We start from the raw sequence: 20,981 nt of genomic DNA, 5'->3' as shown, positions 1-20,981 counted from the left end.
ACGTACAGAAAGCCCCTGAGGGTCGAGCGCCACAAGCGCTCCTCTCGGGGGCTTTCTGCTTTCCCGACGCACTCTCTCCCCAGGCCGGCCAGGCACCCCGCGCCAAGTCAGACGGGCGCCACAAGCTCGTCAGGCGCGCCATGAAGGATCCTCTTGTAAGCCTGTCTAACTCAATCGGGTGAACAGTGGCCTGATTCGGCTCTTGCTCCCTCTAGTAGGCATATATCCCGAGGGGGTGTCACAAAACCATGGTCATCTTCGCCGCGCAATGAGGAAGACGCGTGGGGCGCCGAGGGCTTCTGGCTGTCTGGCACCTGGCTGTCCGGCACCTTCCTCCCCCTGCACAACGAGCAAAGCAGTGCCGGACGCCAGCCACCGCTCTCGCCGACAGGTCGCCGGACGTGCGAGCGAGAGCAGGTGCCACCTGACCAGCAAGGTCGAGCGATACCGAGCGCTCGCCAGGATCGACGTCACGACCGCAGCCGCCATGACGGCCGAGCACAGCGTTGTGGTCGAGACAGCTCTGACCGCCGCCCGTTCAAGATCGCCGATGACAGTCGGAGCACCTCGCGCAGGTACCGGAATCGGCGGCTCTGCGCGGCGCTCGTGCTGTTGGTCCTGGTGATCGCGATAGACACACTCACCTCGTGGCGGCCGGATTGCACCCGCTGCGCGCGCAAGGCCCAACGCCGGCGGGGGTAGTAGCTCCGACAGCGGTGGCACTTCTGGTGGGTGGCCGGATGGGGCGTGCTCGGCACGGGGAACGCTGCGACCGTCACCGGGATGAAACTCAAGCTGAGCTTGGCCCCCTACGCGTTCGGCATACCGCTGTTCATCACGAAGCCCCTGCTCGGCGCGGGCATCGCTGTCATCGGCGTGCTCGCACTGAAGACGCGAGCGGATCGCAGGGCAGAAGCTCGACGACCAGGTAGCGCTCATCATGGCGGCAATCGCGCTGGGGTACTCGCAGCAGGTCGGGACCAGGATCCTGGACAGCGACTCGAAGAAGCTCGTCGCCGAGGCCAAGCCCAGTACGGCCAACGCCGCGACCGACTAGACCGTCTACCGTTCTCCCATGCACAACGAGCAGCGCACCGCCCGGCGGTCAGCCGGCGTGGGCAGGACGGCCGACCTCGCCACGAACCCGTTCCGGGTCGACCGGGACCGCGTCGCGAGCTCCCCGTTCTTCGCGAGGCTCGGCGGAGTCACCCAGGTCGTCAGCTCCACCGGCTCCGGTCTGCTCGTGCACAACCGCCTCACCCACAGCCTCAAGGTCGCCCAGGCGGCGCGCGCCATCGCCGAACGGCTCACCAATCGCCCTGAGCTGACCGCGGTGCTGGAGAAGCTGGGCGGGTGCGACCCCGACGTGGTCGAGGCGGCCGCGCTCGCGCACGATCTCGGGCACCCGCCGTTCGGGCACCTCGGCGAGCAGGTGCTCGACAGGCTGGCCCGGCACCGGTTCGGGTTGCCGGACGGGTTCGAGGGGAACGCGCAGTCGTTCCGGATCGTCACGACCACGGACGTGCGCGGGCCCAAGGCGCTGGGGCTCGACCTGACGGTGGCGGTGCGGGCGGCGATGTTGAAGTACCCGTGGACGCGTCACCAGGAACTCGGTCTGGCGGTGGCGCCCCGTGGTGCCGGCGAGCCTGACGACATGCCGGGCACGGGCAGTTCGAAGTTCTCCGCGTACGTCACGGAGATCAGCGACCTGCGGCAGGCGCGCGAGCCGTTCGACGGGCGGATCGAGTCGTGGCAGCAGACGGTCGAGGCGAGCGTCATGGACACCGCGGACGACATCGCCTACGCGATCCACGACCTGGAGGACTTCCATCGGGTCGGGGTGTTGCAGCACGCGACGGTCGCCGCCGAGCTCGGGACCTGGCAGGCGCAGGCGTTGGACCTCGCCGGGCTGAGTGACGCTGAGCTGTATGCCGAGATTCGGATGCCCGGGCGGTCGCTGGAGACGCTCCGCAGGCGCATGCACCTCAAGGACTCCTGGGTGATGAGCGACGAGGCGTTCGCGCTCGCGGTGCGGAAGGTGAGCAAGGAGCTCGTCGACGGGTTGCTGTCGGTGCCCTTCGACGGGTCGGTCGAGGCCGAGCAGGCAGTTGCCGGGTTCAGTGCGCGGTGGACGCGGAGGCTGGTCGACGCCGTTGGCGTGATCGAGGAGCCGACGCCGCGGTCCGGGCATGTGGTGCTGGCTGTTCAGCAGTGGCACGAGGTTCAGGTGTTGAAGTTCGTGCACCGGCGGTTCGTGTTGCTGCGGCCGGATCTGGCTTTGCACCAACGTGGACAGGCGCGTCTGCTCGGTTCGCTGGTGGACGCTTTGGAGCAGTGGGTGACCGATCGGGCAGAGGCGGATCGGTTGCCGCGCAGGCTGCACGACCTGGTGGAGCTGGCCGAAACGGAGTACGCGGCACTCGCCCGGACGGAGCCGTCCACATTGGTCGGTACGACCGGGGAGCTTCCGGTCGGTCCTGATGTCGTCAGGGGATTGGCGCGGGGGCGGGCCGTCGTGGACTTCGTCGCGTCGCTCACCGACAACCAGGCCGCGGCACTGCTGGAAGCCCTTTCCGGGCGAACCGGTCAGTTGTGGACTGACGCTTTCGTCCTCTGACGATGTTCTGTGAAGTGTGATTGCGTCTGCTAAGTGGGAACTAGCCCAATCGGATGCTGACTGTGATCACGCAAGCACCATACGTTGACGCCTCGACCGGGAATCTCCGGTCGCAGGCCGCGTGCTCGGGGGCACGCCAACGTTCGGGGGAGAAACTCCTGTGCGCCGATCTCGAAGAGGCACGACCTTAGTCACCGCAGGTACCGCAGTTCTTCTGGCCGCACTCACCGCAGTCACGCCGGCGTCCGCTGACCCGGGCAAGGCGTCCAAGACCATCAGCGACCGCACGTCAGCGCAGATCTCCGCGCTGCAGAGCATCAAGAAGTCGCTCACCCCTGCCGAGTCCAAGGTGGACAGCGCGCTGGTCGTGGAGGCGCGCAAGCGCGTCTCAGTTGGTACCACGAGCGCCCTTCCGCAGGTGCAGACCGGCGTTGCCGTGACGCCGAAGGCCACCACTCTCGTCGACATCCGTGCCAAGCAGTACTCCGAGGACCTTGTCAACGCTGTCCGCGCGGCGGGCGGACAGATCCGGGCAGTGTCCCCCGAGCACCGCACCGTGCGCGCGGAGGTCCCGGTCGCGAAGATCGCCGAGATCGCCGGGCGTTCCGACGTCGCCCGTGTCGAGCCGGGCAGCGACGCGATGACGCAGGACGTGAAGAACAAGAAGGACACCAAGTCCGGCAAGACTCCGTCCAAAGAGGACAAGTCGCGCGAGGTCGAGCGCCGGCTGTCGGAGAAGCAGCTGTCCGTCCAGGCCGCCAAGGTCGCGGAGAGCGACAAGGCGCACAACGCCGAGGCGGCGCGCGGAACGTTCCGCGTGACCGGTGTCGGCGTGAAGCTCTGCGCGCTGTCGGACGGCGTGGGTTCGCTGGCCGTGTCGCAGGCTTCCGGCGAACTGCCGGCCGTCGACATCGTTCCGGGACAGGCGGGTTCCGGTGACGAGGGCACCGCGATGCTCGAGATCCTGCACGACCTCGCGCCCAACGCCGAACTCGGCTTCGCCACGGCGTTCAACGGTGACGCGAGCTTCGCCGACAACATCAAGAAGCTGCGCTTCGACCTCGGCTGCGACGTCATCGTCGACGACGTCATCTACTTCAACGAGTCGCCGTTCCAGGACGGCATCATCGCGCGCGCCGTGGACGCGGTCGTCGCGGACGGCGCGATGTTCTTCTCCAGCGCCGGCAACCAGGGCAACGTCGTGGACGGCACCTCCGGCCACTACGAGGGCCAGTTCGTCGACTCCGGTGTGGGCGTCGGCAAGTTCGCCGGCAGCGCGCACGACTTCAACCCGGACCCCAACGCCAAGCAGCTGTTCGACCCGCTGTCGAACTTCTCCGGCGACACCCCGGTGGTGCTGCACTGGGCCGACCCGCTCGGCCAGTCGGCCAACGACTACGACCTGTACCTGGTCAACGCCCAGGGCAACGTTGTCACCTTCAGCCAGAACAACCAGGACGGCGCACAGGACCCGTACGAGCGCATCAACACCCCGAGCAGCTCGACGGGCACGCGCCTCGCGGTCGTGAAGTACCGCGGTGACGACAAGTACTTCGCGCTGTCGCTGTTCGGTGGCCGGTTCGCCGACACCAACGACGGCCTCAAGAAGTACGTCACGCCGGGCACGACCCGCGGCCACTCGGCGGCCAAGGGCGCGATCTCGGTCGCGGCCGCACCTGCCGCCGCCGCGCTGCCGTTCGACCTGGAGCCCGGTGACCCGGCCAACCCGAAGGGCCCGTACCCCAACGCCTTCGACGGCACGCAGAAGCCGGAACGCTTCACTTCTGACGGTCCGCGCAAGACGTTCTTCGCGCCGGACGGCTCGCCGCTCGCCGAGACCCGGCAGAAGCCGGACATCACCGCGGCCGACGGCGTGACCACGTCGGTGCCGGGCTTCGCGCCGTTCTTCGGCACGTCCGCCTCGGCCCCGAACGCCGCCGCGATCGCCGGCCTCATCCTGTCCGGCAACCCGACGCTGACGCCCGCCGAGGTCAAGGAAGCCCTTGTCGCCACGGCGATCGACATCGTCGAGTCCGGTGTGGACAATCGCACCGGCGCCGGTCTCGTGATGGCCGACCGCGCCCTGCAGTACACGGGTGCGTCGCCGCAGGCACTGGCTCGCGCGCAGAAGCCGACGATCGTCAACGACGCCGACGGAAGCGCTTTCCTGAAGCCGGGCACCTCCGCCACGGTGACGGTGCCGGTGGCCAACAACGGTGACGGCTCGGCCGCGTCGACCTCGGTCGTGCTGTCGACGACGTCCGCCGGCGTGACCATCGCGCCGCGGTCCAAGTACTACGGCAACATCGACCCGGGACAGACCGTCAGCAACACCTACAAGGTGACCGTGCCGGCCTCCGCCGTGCTCGGTTCGGCGGTCAAGCTCGACGCTCGGGTGACCTACTCGGGTGCGACGTCGCCGACGACCGCCTCGTTCACGCTCCGCGTGGGTGAGCCGTCACGCACGTTCAAGACGTTCGCGTACGCCGGCGAGCCGCTGGCCATCCCCGACAACGACCAGACCGGCGTCTCGGTCTCGCTGCCGGTGACGGGTGTCGGCGCGGCGTCGAACCTGAAGTTCTCCGTGGACGGCGCGACGTGCTCGGCCGCCGACGGTGCGACGACGGTCGGCATCGACCACACCTTCGTCGGCGACCTGGTGGGCACGCTCACCTCGCCGTCCGGCAAGTCCGTGACGCTGTTCTCGCGGGCTGGTGGCACTGGCAACAACATCTGCCAGGCCGTGTTCACCGACGACGCCACGCTGCCGTTCTCGGGCGTGACGAGCGCCAACGCGCCGTTCACGGGCTCGTGGAAGGCGGGGGCGCCGCTGTCCTCGCTGACCGCCGACCCCGCCGACGGCACGTGGGTGTTCAAGGTCGCCGACGTGGTGGGCTCCGACCGCGGTTCGATCCGCTCGGTGACCCTCAGCGTCGCCGGCTGGGTGTGATGATCTGAGCTGATGCGACGGAAGGCCCCCGGCTCACGGAGTCGGGGGCCTTCTCGTGTCCCCAGGAGACGAACACAGCGAAAGGGGCGCTTCCCAGGCTGGGAAGCGCCCCTCACGCGTCTGTCAGAGCCGAGCTAGCGGTTCGGCCACTCCCACCGGATGCCGAACACACCGGGCCCGAACCCGAGCGCCACGGCGTGCACGCCGCCACCCGAGTCCAGGGTGAGGTTGCGGCGCCGCGACGGCGTCTCGTCGCCCGCGGGCACGCTGTACTGCTGCACGCGCGACGGCAAGTTCGTCTCGTCGAACCGGACCTCGATCACGTACTCGCGCACCGGCAGCCGGAACTTGCGCGCGAACGTGTTGTTGCCCTTGGGGGCGTGGCCCTCGGGGAACACCAGCTGGTATTCCATGATGAGGGTCTCGCCGCGGGTGAGCGGCCGTTCGAACATCATCTCCGCGACCATGATGTTGGCCTCGTGGTCACGGGCGATGCGGCCGAGGTGGCAGTTGCGCACGTTCGTGATCTCGGGGAGAACATCGCTCTCCTCGGTCTCGAACACGAGCGCCCAACGGTCTGGGCCGTCCTGCTCCGCACGGAGGATCTGCCGCACCCACACTGATTTCTGCCCGCCGTCGGCAGAGATCTCGATGCGGTCGTGCTGGCTGATCCGGCCGAGCTTCAGGTCAGAGGACGTGTCGACCTTCGAGAGCAGGTTCGCGACCCGCTCACGACGCGCCCAGAGGGCGTCGATCGGCATCATCGTCGTCGGGCGGCAACGGCGGCCTCGCGGACGAGGTGGGCCGAGCAGCGCCGAAAGACCCGACTGAGGTACTCCCAGGACCGACTCGAGGTGCCGCAGCGCCTCCAGTGATTCAGGGCGTTCAGGCCGTCGTCGTCCTGACTGCCAGTAGCTGAGCGTCGCGACGCTGATGGTGACGCCGCGCAGTGCCAACCGGTGCTGGATGCGGTCGAGGCTGAGCCGGCTCGCCTTGATCGCGGCCCTCAACGCTTCCGGGAACGGTCCCGTCGTCAAGAGCTGCGTAAGGCTGCCGTGGCCCGTTGAGTCCGTTTCTTCAACGGTCAGTGTTGGTCGACCGGCAGCAGTCGTCATGGTGACTCCCCGCTGTCATAAGATCACGCCCCAGTGACCCTACCCGCCCGTGAACATCGCTGGTCGGAGCCGGATGGAGTCAATGGTTAATCCATACGGTTGATGAGTTCACGCTTTCGAGACTCATCTGTCAAGCGTTGCGAACCCATCAGTAACATCTTCGTGCCGTGCACGGGCTGTGTCGGGTCGGCTCTAGTGTGTGCACGGTGACCGACTCGCGTGTGACCAAGGGATGGGACACATGAGCCGGGTGCGGCCGGTTCCAGGCGGGCGGGCCGTCGAGGTCGAGCCGGAGCGGATCGAGGGCTGGATCGCCAGGTTCGCCGACCGGCACGGCGCCGCCGAGATCCGCGTGACCGAGGCCGAGGTCGAGATCACAGCGACCGACGGCGCGACGGCCACGTTCCCGACGCGCGGCGGTACCTCTGTACTGGAGGTGATCGAGAAGCTGGCGGAGCCCCGCAGGATCGGCCTCGTCCTCGTCCGGCTCGGTGGCCACAGCATCGGCGTGGCGTTCGGCGGCAGGGTCGAGGTGTCGACCACCGACCGCAAGCAGGTCCACGGCCGCATCAGGGCGGGCGGGTGGTCGCAGCAGCGGTTCGCCCGGCGCCGCGAGGGTCAGGCCAGGGTCGCGCTCCAGGCCGCCGCGGACGACGTCGCCAGGGTGCTCGTCCCGCGCCTGCCCGAACTCGACAGCGTGGTGCTCGGCGGCGACTGGCAGGCGCTCGACGTCCTGCGCAACGACCGCAGGCTCTCGGACGTCTTCCGCAAGGCCGAGGCGCGCGTCCTGGACGTGCCGGAACCCCGGCGCGCGGTGCTGGACGAGGCCGCGCAACGAGCCCGTTGCGTCGAGATCGTGATCCAGGACACACGGGCAACCGGGTCGAAGCCCGACCGCATGGATACGGGTGAGGGTGCCTGATCCTGGCGCCACTGACCTGCTGGAGCTGCAAGTGCGCAAACGAATGGTGATCGTGGCCGGAGCGGTCGCGCTGGGTGCCGTCGGCATCGCGGTGCCCGCCCTCGCGCTGAGCGGCGGCGGCAACGCGCCTCAGCCCACGACCTCGGCTCCGCAGCCGCCCACGTCGTCCCCGGTCTCGACCAGCCCTTCGGTGCTGCCGCCGTCGTCGACCGCGCCCGAGGTCACTCCGACCACCGTGCGGCCGCCGTCCTCGTCGAAGCCGGGGCATCCGCCCACGACCGTGCTGCCGCCGTCGTCGCAGCCGGCGTACCCGTCGACGACCGCGTCCCCGTCGGTCCTGCCGACGCCGCCGGTCAGCAACAGCCCCACGACGTGGACCCCGCCCGCCACGACGCCGGTCCCGTCGACCTCGGCCAGGTAGGGAGCAACCTCTGAACTGGGAGGCCGAGTTCACCGACTGCTTCGACCGGTGCGCCGACTCGATGCGCTTCACGGCGTTCCTGCTGTGCGGCAACTGGCACGAGGCGGAAGACGTCATGCAGTCGGCGTTCTTGAAGCTGTACCTGGCCGGTCCCAAGCTCGCGGACCGGTCGGGGCTGGAGCCGTACCTGCGTCAGATCGTCGTGCGGACGTTCCTCGCCGAACGCCGCAAGGTGCGCTGGCGCAGGGAGAAGCTGACTGACGCTCCCCCAGAGGGCCTGTCTTCCGCCGTGTCGGCGGAAGACAGGCTCGTGGTGTGGCAGGCGCTCACCGCCGTGCCCGCACGGCAACGCGCTGTCCTCGTGCTGCGCTTTTGGCACGATCTGAGCGTCGAGGACACGGCGGCGGCGCTGAAGTGCTCGACGGGCACGGTGAAGTCGCAGAGCAGCAAGGGCCTGGAGACGCTTCGGCGCAAGCTGGGCCCGGAGTTCGACCACTTGAGGCTGGAGGTGTGATGGTTCGCGAGGACGACCTGCGGGCGACTTTCTCCGCTCTGCACCAGGAAGGGGCGCCGCCGCGCGCCGTCACAGCGGCCGATCTGATCCAGCGGGGCGAGACCGTGCGGTCCCGGCGCCGCACCATCGCGGTGGTCGGCAGTGGACTTGCGACCGTGGGAGTGGTGGCGGTGGCGCTCGCCGTGTTGCCGGCCGCGACACCCCCGGAACCGGCGACACCGGGCCCGTCGTCGACGACGTCGCGGGTTCCGCCGACCACGTCGCCGTCGTCGCCCTCGGTGGAGCCGACGCCGACGACGTTGAGCCCGCCCAGTTCGCACGCGCCGCAGACACCGCCGGTCCGGTCGACGACGCCGCCCGGCTCCACGACGCCGACCGGCTCGGTGACCAAGCCGGGCGTGCCGCCGTCGTCCGTGGAGCCGCCGTCGTCCTCCACCGCTTATTCGGTGCCGCAGACTTCCCGCTGAGCGGCACACTCCGGGCATGAGCGCTCAGATCCGCCTGGTCGAGGTCACCGACGCCAACCGTGACGCCGTCATCGCCGTGCGCGTGCATCCCGCCCAGGAACGTTTCGTCGCGTCCGTCGAGAAGTCCTTCCAGCACGCGCGGGAGAACCCCGAGGCCAAACCGTGGTTCCGCGCGGTCTACGACGGCGACACACCTGTCGGGTTCGTCATGCTGAGCTGGAACCTCGTGCCCAGGCCCGGTCTGCGCGGGCCGTACTTCCTGTGGCGGCTGCTCGTGGACGCCGGGCACCAGGGCCGTGGCCACGGCACCGCGATCCTCACCGAGATCGTGGCGCTGCTGCGCGAGGCGGGTGCCACCGAGCTGTACACGAGCTGCGTGCCGGGGGAGGGGTCGCCGGAGCCGTTCTACCGCGCGTTCGGATTCGAGCCCACCGGCGAGGTCGATGACGAAGGCGAGCTCATCCTGCTGCTGGACCTCGGCTCGCGACCGTGAACCGGCGGTCCTCGCCAGGGCTCTCCAGTTCGTCCAGCACCGCGACGGCCAGGTCCTCGGCCGAGATCGAGGACGGGCCGGTGAGCAGCACGTCCGTGCCACGCCGATAGGTGCCGGTGCGCTCGCCCGGTTCGAGCAGCGCCGGAGGGCTCAGGTAGGCCCAGTCGGCGCGATGGGCCTCGCACTCCGCCAGCTGACGCATGCTCGCCTCGGCGACGGGACGGATGTGCGGTGGCACGTACCGGTCGTCGTCGAGCACGAGGCCGGTGCCGTCCGGTGTTCGCAGCGGTGCGGCGCCACCGACGACGATGACCCGTGTGCCTGTCGCGAGTGCCGCGTCGAGCAGCACTGTCGAGGTGACGCCCGCGGTGGCCACCACCGCACCGTCCACTCCGGACAGAACGCTGTCCATCAGTTCCCGGTCGGTGGCGTCACCGCGCACCTCGCCGGTGTTGCGGGACACCGGCGTCACGTCGTGCCCGCGCCGCACCGCCTCGGCGACGACCCGTGATCCGACCATGCCGGACGCGCCGACGACCGCGATCTTCACTGGAGAACTCCTTTGACGAGAACGGGAGCCGGTCGCTGGCCGGCCACGATCGCGGCAAGAGCGAGGGCGAAACCGGTGAGCTGCACCGGGTCGAGCGTCTGGCCGAGCACGACGACGCCGAGCAGCGCGGCGACCATCGGGGACAGCAGGCCGAGCATCGAGACGGACGTGACCGGCAGCGTGCCGATCGCGCGGAACCACAGGACGTAGGCGAGCAGGCCGCCGACACCACCGAGCCACAGGTAGCCGAGCAGGGCGGGCAGGCCGATCGCGGGCGGCGGTCCCTCGAACAGGAACGTCACCGGCACCAGGAACAGCCCGCCCGCCGTGAGCTGCCAGCCCGCGAACGCCGTCGGGGTCGCCCCCGCGGGCCTGCCCCACTTCTTCGTCAGCGTCACGCCGAGCGCCATCGTCGCGGCGCCGCCCAGCCCGGCCAGCACGCCGACCAGGTCGAAGCCCGCGGCCGGTCCGAGCACCACGAGCCCGACGCCCAGCATGCCGATCACGCCCCAGGCGAGCCGCCACGCGGACGCGTTCTCCTTGAGCACGCCGATCGCCAGCAACGCCACCACGAGCGGCTGTGCGGCGCCCAGGGTCGCCGCCACGCCACCGGGCAGGCGTTCGGCCGCGATGAACAGGAACGGGAAGAACAGGCCGATGTTGAGCACGCCCAGAGCGGCCGCCTTGGCCCACCACGAACCGCGCGGCAGCGTCCTGGTCAGCGCCAGCGCGATCAGGCCGGCGGGAAGCGCGCGGAGCAGGCCGGCGAACAGCGGGTGTCCCACTGGCAGCAGTTCGGTCGTGACCACGTAGGTCGAGCCCCAGACCACCGGCGCGAACGCCGCCAGCGCGGTGCGGGAGAGGTCGCTGTTCTTCACGTCCTCCAGTGTTGGCCGGTGCGATCGATGAGTCCAACACATGCTTTTCATTCGATCCATCGTGATTCAAGATGGATCGGTGGAGCTTCAGCAGATGCGGTACGTGGTGGCGGTCGCCGAGACGGGCAGCTTCACGCAGGCGGCCCGGCGGTGCCACGTCGTGCAGTCGGCGTTGAGCCACCAGATCGCGCGTCTTGAACGCTCACTGGGTGCGCGGCTGTTCGAGCGGACCAGTCGCAGCGTCCGGCTGACCCCGGCCGGTGCGGCGTTCCTGCCGTCCGCGCGGCAGTGCCTCGACTTCGCCGAACGGGCGGTGGCCGAGGTCGCCGCGGCGGTGGGGGAGGTGCGCGGACGGGTCGTGGTCGGCGTGATCCCGACGGTCGCGGCCGTGGACCTGCCGGCCGCGCTGAAGGTGTTCCGCGAGCGGTATCCGCAGGTGCGGGTCGCGTTGCGGATGCTGTCGAGCCTCGACATGGTCGAGCAGGTGCGGCAGGGAACGCTGGATCTGGCGTTCCTCGGACTGCCGCTCGGCGTGCGGCCGGACGGCGTGCGGGGGCGCGAGCTGGCGCGGGACGAGCACGTGGCCGTGGTCGCGCCTGAGCATCCGCTCGCGCGGCAGGAGTCGACGGACCTGCGGGCGCTCGCCGAGGAGCTGTTCGCGGACTTTCCGGCGGGATCACCGGGACGCATGCAGTCCGATCAGGCCTTCTCGATCGCGGGACTGCATCGCGAGGTCGCGTTCGAGGTGACCACCGCCGAGTTGATGGCCGGGCTGATCCGGGAGGGGCTCGCGGTCGCCGTGCTGCCGTCGCGGTACACGCCCCAGCTCAGCGGCGTCGCGACGGTGCCGATCGTGGGCGGGCCGTCGCGCGTCGAGCACCTCGTCTGGAGCGCGGCCGGGCTGACACCGGCCACGGCCGCGTTCCTCGACGTGCTGGGAGTCGAGCCCGATTAACCCGCGGTGCCGGTCGACAGCAGACCGCCGTCCACGCGCACGGTCTCACCGGTGATCCAGGAAGCCTTGTCGGAGCAGAGGAACGCCACGAGAGAGGCAACGTCCTCCGGCGTTCCGAGACGCTTCATCGGGTACTGCTGCGAGGCTTCCTCCTCGCGTCCGACGTAGAGGGCCTCCGCGAACTTCGTCTTGACCACGGCGGGCGCGACGGCGTTCACGCGCACCTTCGGGCCGAGCTGCCACGCGAGTTCCTCGGTCAGGCGGATCAGTGCCGCCTTCGACGCGCCGTACGCGCCGATCACGCCCGTGGACCGGATGCCGCCGATCGACGCGACGTTCACGACCGCGCCGCCGTGCTCGCTCATCCACGCCTTCCACGCGAGCTGGATGAAACCGAGCGTGGCCACCACGTTGACGTCGAAGATCTTCCGGACGGCGTTCAGGTCGGCGTCCATCAGAAATCCGTACTGCGGGTTGATGCCGGTGTTGTTGACGAGCACGTCGAGGCTGCCGAACTCCTCGACCGTGCGCGTGACGACCTCTTCGCGGGACGCGTCGTCGCCGGCGTTGCCCTGGATCGTGAGGACCTTGCCGCCGGTGTCGGCCTCCAGCTGCTTCGCCGCCTCGGCCAGCTGGTCGGCCTTGCGGCCCGTGATCGTGACGGAGGCGCCGCGAGAGAGGAGCTCGCGTGCGATGCCGTAACCGATGCCGCGGGACGCGCCGGTGACCAGCGCGACCTTGCCCGAGAAGTCTTCGCTCATGGCCGCAATCTATGCGCCTGGCCACAGGTGGGAAATTCGATGGTCGTGATCCCGTAGAATGAGTTGCGTGATCCTCCTCGAGTAGGCCGAACCGGACGTGCCATCCCTTGTCATGCCCGGAGTTGTTGTTACTACTCGGAGTTTCTCTTGATCACCGCAACTGACATGGAGTTGCGCGCGGGCTCACGCATTCTCGTGAGTGGCGCCAACCTGCGCGTTCAGCCCGGCGACCGCATCGGCCTCGTGGGCCGCAACGGCGCCGGCAAGACCACCTCCCTGCGCGTTCTCGCCGGTGAGGGCCAGCCCTACGGCGGCGCCATCACCCGCAAGGGCGAACTCGGCTACCTGCCGCAGGACCCGCGCGAGGGCGATCTGTCGGTCATCGCCAAGGACCGCGTGCTGTCCGCGCGCGGCCTCGACCAGCTCCTCCGCGACATGGAGAAGGCCCAGACGAAGATGGCCGAGCTGGCCGACGCGCGTGAGCTCGACGCCGCGGTCACCAAGTACGGCAAGCTCGAAGAGCGCTTCGCCGCGCTCGGCGGGTACGCCGCCGAGTCCGAGGCCGCCCGCATCTGCTCGAACCTCGGTCTGCCGGACCGGGTTCTGGAGCAGCCGCTGCGCACGCTGTCCGGCGGTCAGCGCCGCCGCGTCGAGCTGGCCCGCATCCTGTTCGCCGCGTCCGAGGCGGGCATCGGCGCCAAGTCGAGCACCGTCCTGCTGATCGACGAGCCCACGAACCACCTCGACGCCGACTCGATCACGTGGCTGCGCGGTTTCCTCAAGTCGCACGACGGCGGTCTCGTCGTGATCTCGCACGACGTCGAGCTGCTCGACGACGTCGTGAACAAGGTGTGGTTCCTCGACGCGATGCGCGGCGAGGTCGACATCTACAACCTGGGCTGGAAGAAGTACCTCGAAGCCCGTGCGACGGACGAGAAGCGCCGCCGCCGTGAGCGCGCCAACGCCGAGAAGAAGGCCGGCGCGCTGATGACGCAGGCCGCCAAGATGGGCGCGAAGGCCACGAAGGCCGTTGCGGCGCAGAACATGGCGAAGCGTGCGCAGAAGCTGCTCGACGGTCTCGACGACGTGCGACAGAGCGACAAGGTCGCGAAGATCACCTTCCCGTCGCCGGCCCCGTGCGGCAAGACCCCGTTGATGGCAGAGGGTCTGAGCAAGTCCTACGGCTCGCTGGAGATCTTCACCGGCGTGGACCTCGCGATCGACCGGGGTTCCCGCGTCGTGGTGCTGGGCTTCAACGGTGCCGGCAAGACGACGCTGCTGCGGTTGCTGGGCGGCAGCGAGAAGGCGGACGCGGGTGGCGTCGTCCCCGGTCACGGCCTGAAGATCGGCTACTTCGCGCAGGAACACGAGACGCTCGACCACAACGCGTCGGTGTGGGAGAACATCCGCCACATGGCGCCGGACGAGCAGGAGCAGCGGCTGCGGTCGTTGCTCGGCACGTTCCTGTTCAGCGGCGAGCAGCTGGAGCAGCCCGCCGGCACGTTGTCCGGTGGCGAGAAGACGCGACTGGCGCTGGCCGGTCTGGTGTCGTCCGCCGCGAACGTGCTGCTGCTCGACGAGCCGACGAACAACCTCGACCCGGCCTCGCGCGAGCAGGTTCTCGACGCGTTGCGGCGCTACGAGGGCGCGGTCGTTCTGGTGACGCACGACCCCGGCGCGGTCGAGGCACTGGAGCCGGAAAGGGTCATCCTGCTGCCCGACGGCACCGAGGATCACTGGTCCGAGGACTACCTGGACCTCGTTCAGCTGGCGTGATCTCCACGCATCAAAGGACTACCGAGCGCGTTCTGTGATCAACTCAGTGTGATCGAATCGACCGTTCGGCGATCTCTTTGCTTGATCACCTGGCGTTCTGCCGGTTCCTGTTCGATCATTGCGACGACAGGGGCCGTAGAACGGCCCACCTGCTCGTACGGAAGGCGGGACAAGGTGGCTGACCTGAAGAAGGGTGCCCGGATCACCGGCGCCACACGGGACAAGCTGGCCGCTGACCTGAAGAAGAAGTACGAAAAGGGCGCGAGCATCCGGGCTTTGGCCGAGAGCACCGGACGTTCCTACGGCTTCGTGCACCGGGTTCTGTCGGAATCCGGGGTCACGCTGCGCGGTCGCGGTGGCGCCACCCGGACGAAGAAGAAGTAGCCCCGACTCAGACTGCTACTCTCCGGTAACTAGCTTCTAGTTCGCCGGAGGTAACGACATGCCAGTGCCTGCTATCGACGCTGGCTTGCTCGAGCGCGGTGGTGTGCGGCTCGCGATCTCCGGGCCGCGCGCGACCATCACGCTCGATCGTCCCGACGTGCTCAACGCGCAGACGCCGGCTACCTGGCAGGCGTTGCGGCACATCGGCGAACAGCTGGACCCGGACGTCCGAGTCGTGGTCGTCCGGGGCTCCGGCCGTGCCTTCTCGGCAGGGCTGGACCGGCGCATGTTCACCGGTGAGCCCGTCGACGGCGAGCCCGGTGGTCTTGGCGCGATCCTGGCGCTGTCTCCCGAGGAGGCGGACGCCCGCATCGCGTCGTACCAGGCCGGGTTCGCCTGGCTGCGCGATCCCGCACGCGTGACGATCGCCGCGGTGCAAGGGCATGCCATCGGCGCGGGTTTCCAGTTGGCGCTGGCGTGCGACTTCCGCGTGCTCGCCGAGGACGCGCAGTTCTGCATGGCCGAAACCGGGCTGGGTCTGGTGCCCGATCTCGGCGGCACGCTGCCGTTGGTGCGACTCGTGGGGTACTCGCGCGCGGCCGAGATGTGCGTGACCTCCCGCCGGGTCAAGGCGGAGGAGTCGCTGCGGATCGGCCTCGCGAACTCCGTCGTGCCCGCGGACGGGCTGGACGGCGCCGTCGATGAGCTGGTGGCCGCCGTTCTGAAGCCTCTCGCCGGTGCGGTGACGGAGACGTTGGCGCTGATCGCGTCGGCGGCCTCTGGCGTGGACGCGGAGACGCAGCTCGCGGTCGAGCGCGCCGCTCAGTTGCGCCGGCTGCAGTCCTTCGCGGCCCTGTCCGCTCAAAGCTGAAACTTTCCGCGCTCCTAGTCGCGCGCGACGGAATTGTCGGACCGCTGTGCTGTTCTAGTCAGCGTGGACGGATACAGCTCTTGGCGATTCATGATGGGGGCGACCTCGGACGCCCCCTCCAAGGTGCGCCGGGGGACGTTCCGGCGCGTACTGGCCTTCGCCCGGCCTCACCGGGCGAAGCTGGTGGTGTTCCTGCTGCTGACGGTGATCTCGTCGGTGCTCGCGGTGTCGACGCCGCTGCTGGCCGGCCGGGTGGTCGACGCGATCGTCGGCGGCTCCGCGCCGTCCGTGGTCGTGTGGCTGGCCGTGGCGATCGCGCTGATCGCCGTGGTCGACGCCGGGCTGGGCGTGGTCGAGCGCTGGCAGTCGACGCGCATCGGTGAAGGCCTGATCTACGACCTGCGTCGTGCCGTGTTCGGTCATGTGCAGAAGATGCCCGTCGCGTTCTTCACGCGCACGCGCACCGGCGCGCTCGTTTCGCGCCTGAACAACGACGTGATCGGCGCCCAACGCGCCTTCACCTCGACGCTGTCCGGGTTCGTCACGAACATCATCCAGCTCGTGCTGTCGCTGGGTGTCATGTTCACGCTGTCGTGGCAGGTCACGGCGTTGGCCCTGGTGTTGTTGCCCGTCTTCGTGCTGCCCGCCAAGCGGATGGGGCGCCGGATGGCGGACATGCAGCGCGAGGCGTCCACCCTGAACGCCTCGATGGTCACGCAGTCGACCGAGCGGTTCTCGGCGCCCGGAGCGACGCTGGTGAAGCTCTTCGGCCGCCCCGACCGCGAGGAGCGGGAGTTCAGCGAGAAGGCCGCGCAGGTCCGCGACATCGGCATCCGGACCGCGATGGCCACCCGCTGGTTCATGACCGGCCTGACGCTCGTGTCGGCTCTCGCGCAGGCGCTGGTCTACGGCCTGGGCGGCTACCTGGCGCTGACCGGGCACCTGGCGGCAGGCGCCGTCGTGTCGCTCGCCCTGCTGCTGACCCGCCTGTACGCGCCGCTGACCGCGCTGGCGAACGCCCGCGTCGACCTGATGACCGCGCTGGTGTCGTTCGAGCGCGTCTTCGAGGTGCTGGACCTGGATCCGATGATCAAGGAACGCCCGGACGCCCGTTCGGTGCCCGACGGCCCCGTGTCGGTCGAGTTCTCCGACGTGCGCTTCGCCTACCCGTCCGCGGAGAAGGTGTCGCTGGCCTCGCTGGAGTCCGTGGCCACTTTGGACACTCGCGGTGGCGAGGAAGTGCTGCACGGCATCAGCTTCAAGGCCGAAGCGGGCCAGTTGGTGGCCCTCGTCGGCTCGTCGGGCGCCGGCAAGTCCACGCTCGCCTCCCTGGTGCCGCGCCTCTACGACGTCGACTCCGGCGCCGTGCGTCTGTCCGGTGTGGATGTTCGCGACCTGACCTTCGACGCGTTGCGCTCCTCCGTCGGCGTCGTGACGCAGGACGGCCACCTGTTCCACGACACGATCAGGGCGAACCTGGAGTACGCGTCTCCCGGCGCCTCCGACGACGACCTGTGGGACTCGCTGCGCCGGGCCCGCCTGCTGGAGTTGGTGACGTCGCTGCCGGACCAGCTCGACACCGTGGTCGGCGAACGCGGCTACCGCCTGTCCGGCGGCGAGCGCCAACGCCTCACGATCGCGCGCCTGCTGCTGGCCAAGCCCCGCGTGGTCATCCTCGACGAGGCCACCGCACACCTGGACTCGGAGTCCGAGGCAGCCGTGCAGGAAGCCCTCACCGAGGCACTGCAGGGCCGGACGTCCCTGGTGATCGCACACCGCCTCTCCACGATCCGCGCGGCCGACCAGATCCTGGTGCTGGAACACGGCGACATCGTCGAACGCGGCACGCACACCGAACTGATGACCGCCGAGGGCCGCTACGCGGACCTCTACAACACCCAGTTCGCCCAGCCCCCGGTCGTCGGCGTCCTGCCGACGCCGAAGTTCAGCGAGCGTCTCGGGGCGGCGCAGACGAACTGACCCCGCGGCGGGCCGCGACCCATCCTTCGGGCCGGGGGGCGTTGAACGACGCGGTCGGCGGCTTCGAGGGGGCAGGGGCCGACGTGCGGTGACAAGCAGCGGGCGAGCCGTCGAACGCAGGTCGCCGGTGCGGGCGCGTCGGCGGCTGGCGGGTTGAGGGGACAGGTCGGCCGGTGCAGTGCCCGATGTCCTGCTGATCGACCTGGGCATGCCGGGAACGGACGGCCTGACCGCCGCGAGACAGCTCGCCGGCACCGCACGCGTGCTGGTGCTGACCACGTACGACAGCAACGACGTGGTGTCCGCGATCGAGGCGGGCGCCACTGCCCGTCTGATCAAGGACGCTCCGCGGGACGAGTTCGTGCGGGCGGTCAGGGCCGCCACTGCAGGGCGAGGCGATGCTCGCTCCGCGGTGGCGGCGTTGCAGATGAGATGGGGTGCGTTGGAGGTGCCGCGGTTCGCCGCCGGTGTGCGACGAACCGCGAGGCGGCCCGAGGACTCCTCATCCTCCGAGACCACCGCCAAGCCACATCCGCTCGCCGTCTACGCCGAACTGGAGGTGAGCGACCAGGCTGCGGCCGTCACCGAGGGCGTTCCACCGCGGCCTGATCGTGCCGCGCGAGTAGCGGCGATCGTCACTTGAGGAAGGTCGCCGTCGCGTCCAGGGCGCTGGCCGACGAACCGGCGTTCTCCACGACGACCGCGAACGCCACGTTGTTCTGGTAGCCGACGAACCAGCCGTGCGCGGTGCCGCCGCCCGCCTCCGCCGTGCCGGTTTTGCCGGCCAGACCGGGGATTCCGGCGAGTTGCTTGGCGGTGCCGGAGGTGACTACCTCGCGCATCATGGCGCGCAGGGGCTGCAGGACGGCGGCGGGTGGGGGTGCCGCCACGTCGTTCGGCTCGGAGGGCTTGCCGCGCATCAGGGTGGGCGCCGGGGTCTTGCCCGAGACGACGGTGGCGGCCACCAGGGCCATGCCGAACGGGCTGGCGATCACGTTGCCCTGGCCGAAGCTGTTCTCCACCTGCTGGTCGCCGGTGGCCGGGGGCACCTTGCCGGTGTTCGTGTCGGCGCCGGGAATGGTCCAGTCGGCGCCGAGGCCGAAGCGCTTCGCCATGGCCGGGAGGGCGTTCGCGTCCAGCTTGGAGCCCAGGTCGCCGAAGGTCGTGTTGCAGGACAGGGCGAACGCCGTGTGGAACGGCACGCTGTCGTGGCCGAAGCCCGCGTTGGTGATCGTGCGGGTGCCGATGGTGGCCTTGGCCGGGCAGGGGACAGCGGTGCCGGACTGGACCAGGCCCGCGTTCATGGCCGCGGCGGCGGTCACGATCTTCATCGTCGAGCCGGGGGCGTAGCGGCCGATGAACGGGTTGGTGCCGTTCAACGACCTGTTCTGCGCCACGGCCAGGATCTCGCTGGTGGAGGCCTCGATCGCGACGATCGCCGCGCCCTGCGGAAGTGCGTCGACGGCTGCCTGCGCCGCCGCCTGCCGGGTCGGGTCGATGGTGACGGTGATCTTCTCGCCCATGTCGGCGTCCTTGCCGTGCAGCCGGGTGAACGCGCCGCCCGCGGTGATGCCCACCTCCCAGCCGTCGGTGCCCTTCACGTCGCCGGCGGTGCTGACGATCGACTTGTAGAGGCCGTCCGGGATCGTGCCCTGGACCAGCGGCTTGCCGTCACGGCCCAGCAGCGCGCCGTCCGCCAGCGTCTGGCGGTAGGTGAGCGAGGCGCCCTCGGTGAGCTGCGGATGAATGAGCGCCGGGGTCCAATGGACCTTCCAGGTGCCGTCCACGCGCTTCATCGAGATCTTGATGTCGTACGCCAGCGGGTTGGCGTTCGGCATCCTCCAGACGACGGACGCGGCGAGCTCGGCTGTGGTGGCGTCGGCCGACGGAGTTGCTGACGTCGTCAGCGTGGCCTGGTAGACGGAGGTGCCCATGCCGGCCTTGGTCGCTTCCAGCGCGGGCGCCGCCACCGCCGGCGCGTCCGTGAAGACGGCGGCGCTTGCCGGGCCCGAGAACGCCCTGGTCAGGAACGAGCTGGCTATCTGCGACGGTGTTTCCGCGGGTTTCGCCGGTTCGTCGGCGACCACCACTGTTCTGCTGCCCGACCAGAGCAACGCGCCCGCCACACCGACGATTGCCGTCGTGGCGAGCGCGCCGCTGATCAGGATCCATCTACGAGTTTTCGGCTCCACTGTTGAAGACCCCCCAGGTCAGTGCTTTCCCCGGTGGGAGAATAACGGTGACGAGCTGAGAAACCCTGAGGATTTCTACCTATCCGAGTTCCGGGACGCGGGTCTGGTAGTGGCGCAGCAGGTCCGCGTTGGCCGCGTCGCCGCCCTCCACGTTCGCGCTGCGCCACAGCGGGAGCTGCACGCCCGACGCGGCCGCCTTGTCGAGCAGCCGGACCATCAGCAGGTTCCACAGGAACGTCGTGGCCAGCGTGGAGACGGCGGCGGTGACCGGCGCGGACTCCGGGTAGGTGGAGTCGCCCGGCGGGACCAGGTTGTCGAGGACGACGGTGGACACCTCGGCCAGCGTCGCTCCGGCCCGCCTGGGGGCCTGGGCGCTGGCGGCCACCGAGGTGACACCGACGACCGGGCAGCCCTTGCTCGCGGCTTCCTGGGCCAGTTCGACCGGGTAGTGGTTCACGCCCGAGGTCGAGAAGACGAACAGGACGTCGTGCGGGGCCAGACCCGACTCGCGCAGCACCTCGCCCGCGAGACCGGAACGGCGTTCGGCCGAGGTGCTGCTGATCGCGCCGTGCATCGGCAGCAGTTCGGGGTGGTAGATCGGGCGGACGCAGGCCAGGCCGCCTGCCCGGTAGAAGGTCTCGGCGACGGCCGCCAGTGAGTGTCCTGCGCCTGCGGTGAGGATGATTCCGTCGGCCTCGACGGCGGCCAGCACGAGCTCGGCCACGTCGTCGAGCGCGGCCGCGTTGTGCTGCTCGACGCGCGCGAGGTGCGTGCGCACGAGATTGCCGTAGTCGGATCCGGTCACGGTGTCGGTCGTCATGCCGGTCAGTACTACCGGATTGCAGATGACCTCACCAGTAACCCGGGCAGCACAAACCTCGATACGCGCGATGAAGGGTGTGGCGGCACTCGGCGGACAGGGGGTGGGTCGGATCACGCGGTACTTCTACTTCTGGGTGGTGCTGGTGGCCGTCTTCACGGCCGCGGCGGCCACGCACATCGCGCTGGCGATCACCTACTCCGAGCTGTGGCCGGTGTGGGTGGCGCTGGCGCTGCTCGTCGTGGCCGTCGGGTGCGCCAGGGCGGCGGTGCGGGCCAGGCCTTAGGGCGCGTTCTGACAACGGTGGACAAGCGC

Annotated in this window: 20 protein-coding genes; 14 read left to right on the top strand and 6 right to left on the bottom strand. The window is 69.5% G+C overall.

Annotated elements, in window-relative coordinates; genetic code table 11:
• Window positions 1-1,075 precede the first annotated feature (1,075 nt).
• A complete protein-coding gene (locus SK854_RS45610; protein WP_319981433.1) occupies window positions 1,076-2,617 on the top strand; it encodes a deoxyguanosinetriphosphate triphosphohydrolase family protein in 1,542 nt (513 codons plus the stop codon).
• A 160-nt stretch (window positions 2,618-2,777) separates the two neighbouring features.
• The gene (locus SK854_RS45605; RefSeq protein ID WP_319981432.1) at window positions 2,778-5,567 is read left to right on the top strand and encodes a S8 family serine peptidase; all 2,790 of its coding nucleotides are present in this window, start codon (window positions 2,778-2,780) and stop codon (window positions 5,565-5,567) included.
• Between the two features lie 134 nt (window positions 5,568-5,701).
• Here the strand turns inward: SK854_RS45605 and SK854_RS45600 are convergent, their stop codons facing one another.
• Entirely contained in the window at window positions 5,702-6,604 is a 903-nt protein-coding gene (locus tag SK854_RS45600; protein ID WP_245822512.1) for a helix-turn-helix domain-containing protein, read from the bottom strand.
• A gap of 319 nt (window positions 6,605-6,923) precedes the next feature.
• On the opposite strand from SK854_RS45600, the gene SK854_RS45595 reads away from it, so the two are divergent.
• From SK854_RS45595 to SK854_RS45575, 5 genes are read left to right on the top strand one after another with little or no spacing between them, the layout of a single operon-like run.
• Entirely contained in the window at window positions 6,924-7,604 is a 681-nt protein-coding gene (locus SK854_RS45595; protein ID WP_319981431.1) for an acVLRF1 family peptidyl-tRNA hydrolase, read from the top strand.
• A 31-nt stretch (window positions 7,605-7,635) separates the two neighbouring features.
• On the top strand, window positions 7,636-8,025 hold the full coding sequence (locus tag SK854_RS45590) for a hypothetical protein (protein WP_319981430.1): 390 nt from the start codon (window positions 7,636-7,638) through the stop codon (window positions 8,023-8,025).
• Window positions 8,026-8,035: 10 nt separating this feature from the next.
• The gene (locus SK854_RS45585; protein WP_319981447.1) at window positions 8,036-8,539 is read left to right on the top strand and encodes a SigE family RNA polymerase sigma factor; all 504 of its coding nucleotides are present in this window, start codon (window positions 8,036-8,038) and stop codon (window positions 8,537-8,539) included.
• Window positions 8,539-9,006: a hypothetical protein gene (locus tag SK854_RS45580; RefSeq protein ID WP_319981429.1), complete on the top strand. Its 468-nt coding sequence runs from the start codon at window positions 8,539-8,541 to the stop codon at window positions 9,004-9,006. The genes SK854_RS45585 and SK854_RS45580 overlap by 1 nt, the downstream gene beginning before the upstream one ends.
• Window positions 9,007-9,022: 16 nt before the next feature.
• On the top strand, window positions 9,023-9,499 hold the full coding sequence (locus SK854_RS45575; protein WP_319981428.1) for a GNAT family N-acetyltransferase: 477 nt from the start codon (window positions 9,023-9,025) through the stop codon (window positions 9,497-9,499).
• On the opposite strand, the gene SK854_RS45570 is transcribed toward SK854_RS45575, so the two are convergent.
• Window positions 9,465-10,049 carry an NAD(P)-dependent oxidoreductase gene (locus SK854_RS45570; protein WP_319981427.1) on the bottom strand — a complete coding sequence of 195 codons (585 nt, stop codon included), beginning with the start codon at window positions 10,047-10,049 and terminating at the stop codon, window positions 9,465-9,467. The two genes, SK854_RS45575 and SK854_RS45570, sit on opposite strands and share 35 nt — an antisense overlap.
• Window positions 10,046-10,927, bottom strand: a complete 882-nt coding sequence (locus SK854_RS45565) for an EamA family transporter (RefSeq protein WP_319981426.1) — start codon at window positions 10,925-10,927, stop codon at window positions 10,046-10,048. The genes SK854_RS45570 and SK854_RS45565 overlap by 4 nt, the downstream gene beginning before the upstream one ends.
• Window positions 10,928-11,006: 79 nt before the next feature.
• Here SK854_RS45565 and SK854_RS45560 point away from each other — a divergent pair, with 79 nt between their 5' ends.
• Window positions 11,007-11,882 carry a LysR family transcriptional regulator gene (locus SK854_RS45560; protein ID WP_319981425.1) on the top strand — a complete coding sequence of 292 codons (876 nt, stop codon included), beginning with the start codon at window positions 11,007-11,009 and terminating at the stop codon, window positions 11,880-11,882.
• Here the strand turns inward: SK854_RS45560 and SK854_RS45555 are convergent.
• Complete coding sequence (locus SK854_RS45555; protein ID WP_319981424.1) at window positions 11,879-12,643, bottom strand: SDR family oxidoreductase; 765 nt, start codon at window positions 12,641-12,643, stop codon at window positions 11,879-11,881. The two genes, SK854_RS45560 and SK854_RS45555, sit on opposite strands and share 4 nt — an antisense overlap.
• Before the next feature lie 147 nt (window positions 12,644-12,790).
• On the opposite strand from SK854_RS45555, the gene SK854_RS45550 reads away from it, so the two are divergent.
• The 5 genes from SK854_RS45550 to SK854_RS45530 all read left to right on the top strand — a co-directional run bounded on the left by SK854_RS45550 (window position 12,791) and on the right by SK854_RS45530 (window position 18,297).
• Entirely contained in the window at window positions 12,791-14,419 is a 1,629-nt protein-coding gene (locus tag SK854_RS45550) for an ABC-F family ATP-binding cassette domain-containing protein (RefSeq protein ID WP_319981423.1), read from the top strand.
• Between the two features lie 174 nt (window positions 14,420-14,593).
• On the top strand, window positions 14,594-14,803 hold the full coding sequence (locus tag SK854_RS45545; RefSeq protein WP_030473247.1) for a helix-turn-helix domain-containing protein: 210 nt from the start codon (window positions 14,594-14,596) through the stop codon (window positions 14,801-14,803).
• 58 nt (window positions 14,804-14,861) lie between these two features.
• Window positions 14,862-15,674, top strand: a complete 813-nt coding sequence (locus SK854_RS45540) for an enoyl-CoA hydratase/isomerase family protein (RefSeq protein ID WP_319981422.1) — start codon at window positions 14,862-14,864, stop codon at window positions 15,672-15,674.
• Between the two features lie 93 nt (window positions 15,675-15,767).
• A complete protein-coding gene (locus SK854_RS45535; protein ID WP_319981421.1) occupies window positions 15,768-17,654 on the top strand; it encodes an ABC transporter ATP-binding protein in 1,887 nt (628 codons plus the stop codon).
• 178 nt (window positions 17,655-17,832) lie between these two features.
• Complete coding sequence (locus SK854_RS45530; protein ID WP_319981420.1) at window positions 17,833-18,297, top strand: response regulator; 465 nt, start codon at window positions 17,833-17,835, stop codon at window positions 18,295-18,297.
• On the opposite strand, the gene SK854_RS45525 is transcribed toward SK854_RS45530, so the two are convergent.
• Window positions 18,290-19,846: a penicillin-binding transpeptidase domain-containing protein gene (locus tag SK854_RS45525; protein WP_319981419.1), complete on the bottom strand. Its 1,557-nt coding sequence runs from the start codon at window positions 19,844-19,846 to the stop codon at window positions 18,290-18,292. The two genes, SK854_RS45530 and SK854_RS45525, sit on opposite strands and share 8 nt — an antisense overlap.
• Before the next feature lie 79 nt (window positions 19,847-19,925).
• A complete protein-coding gene (locus SK854_RS45520) occupies window positions 19,926-20,666 on the bottom strand; it encodes an SIS domain-containing protein (protein WP_319981418.1) in 741 nt (246 codons plus the stop codon).
• A gap of 70 nt (window positions 20,667-20,736) precedes the next feature.
• On the opposite strand from SK854_RS45520, the gene SK854_RS45515 reads away from it, so the two are divergent.
• Complete coding sequence (locus SK854_RS45515) at window positions 20,737-20,952, top strand: hypothetical protein (protein WP_319981417.1); 216 nt, start codon at window positions 20,737-20,739, stop codon at window positions 20,950-20,952.
• The last annotated feature ends 29 nt before the right edge of the window (window positions 20,953-20,981 follow it).

Source organism: Lentzea sokolovensis (assembly GCF_033949975.1).
In the GTDB taxonomy this organism is placed as follows: Bacteria; Actinomycetota; Actinomycetes; order Mycobacteriales; family Pseudonocardiaceae; genus Lentzea; species Lentzea sokolovensis.
Note: the sequence above shows the minus strand (reverse complement) of the source record. Positions and strands in the feature narration are given on the sequence as shown.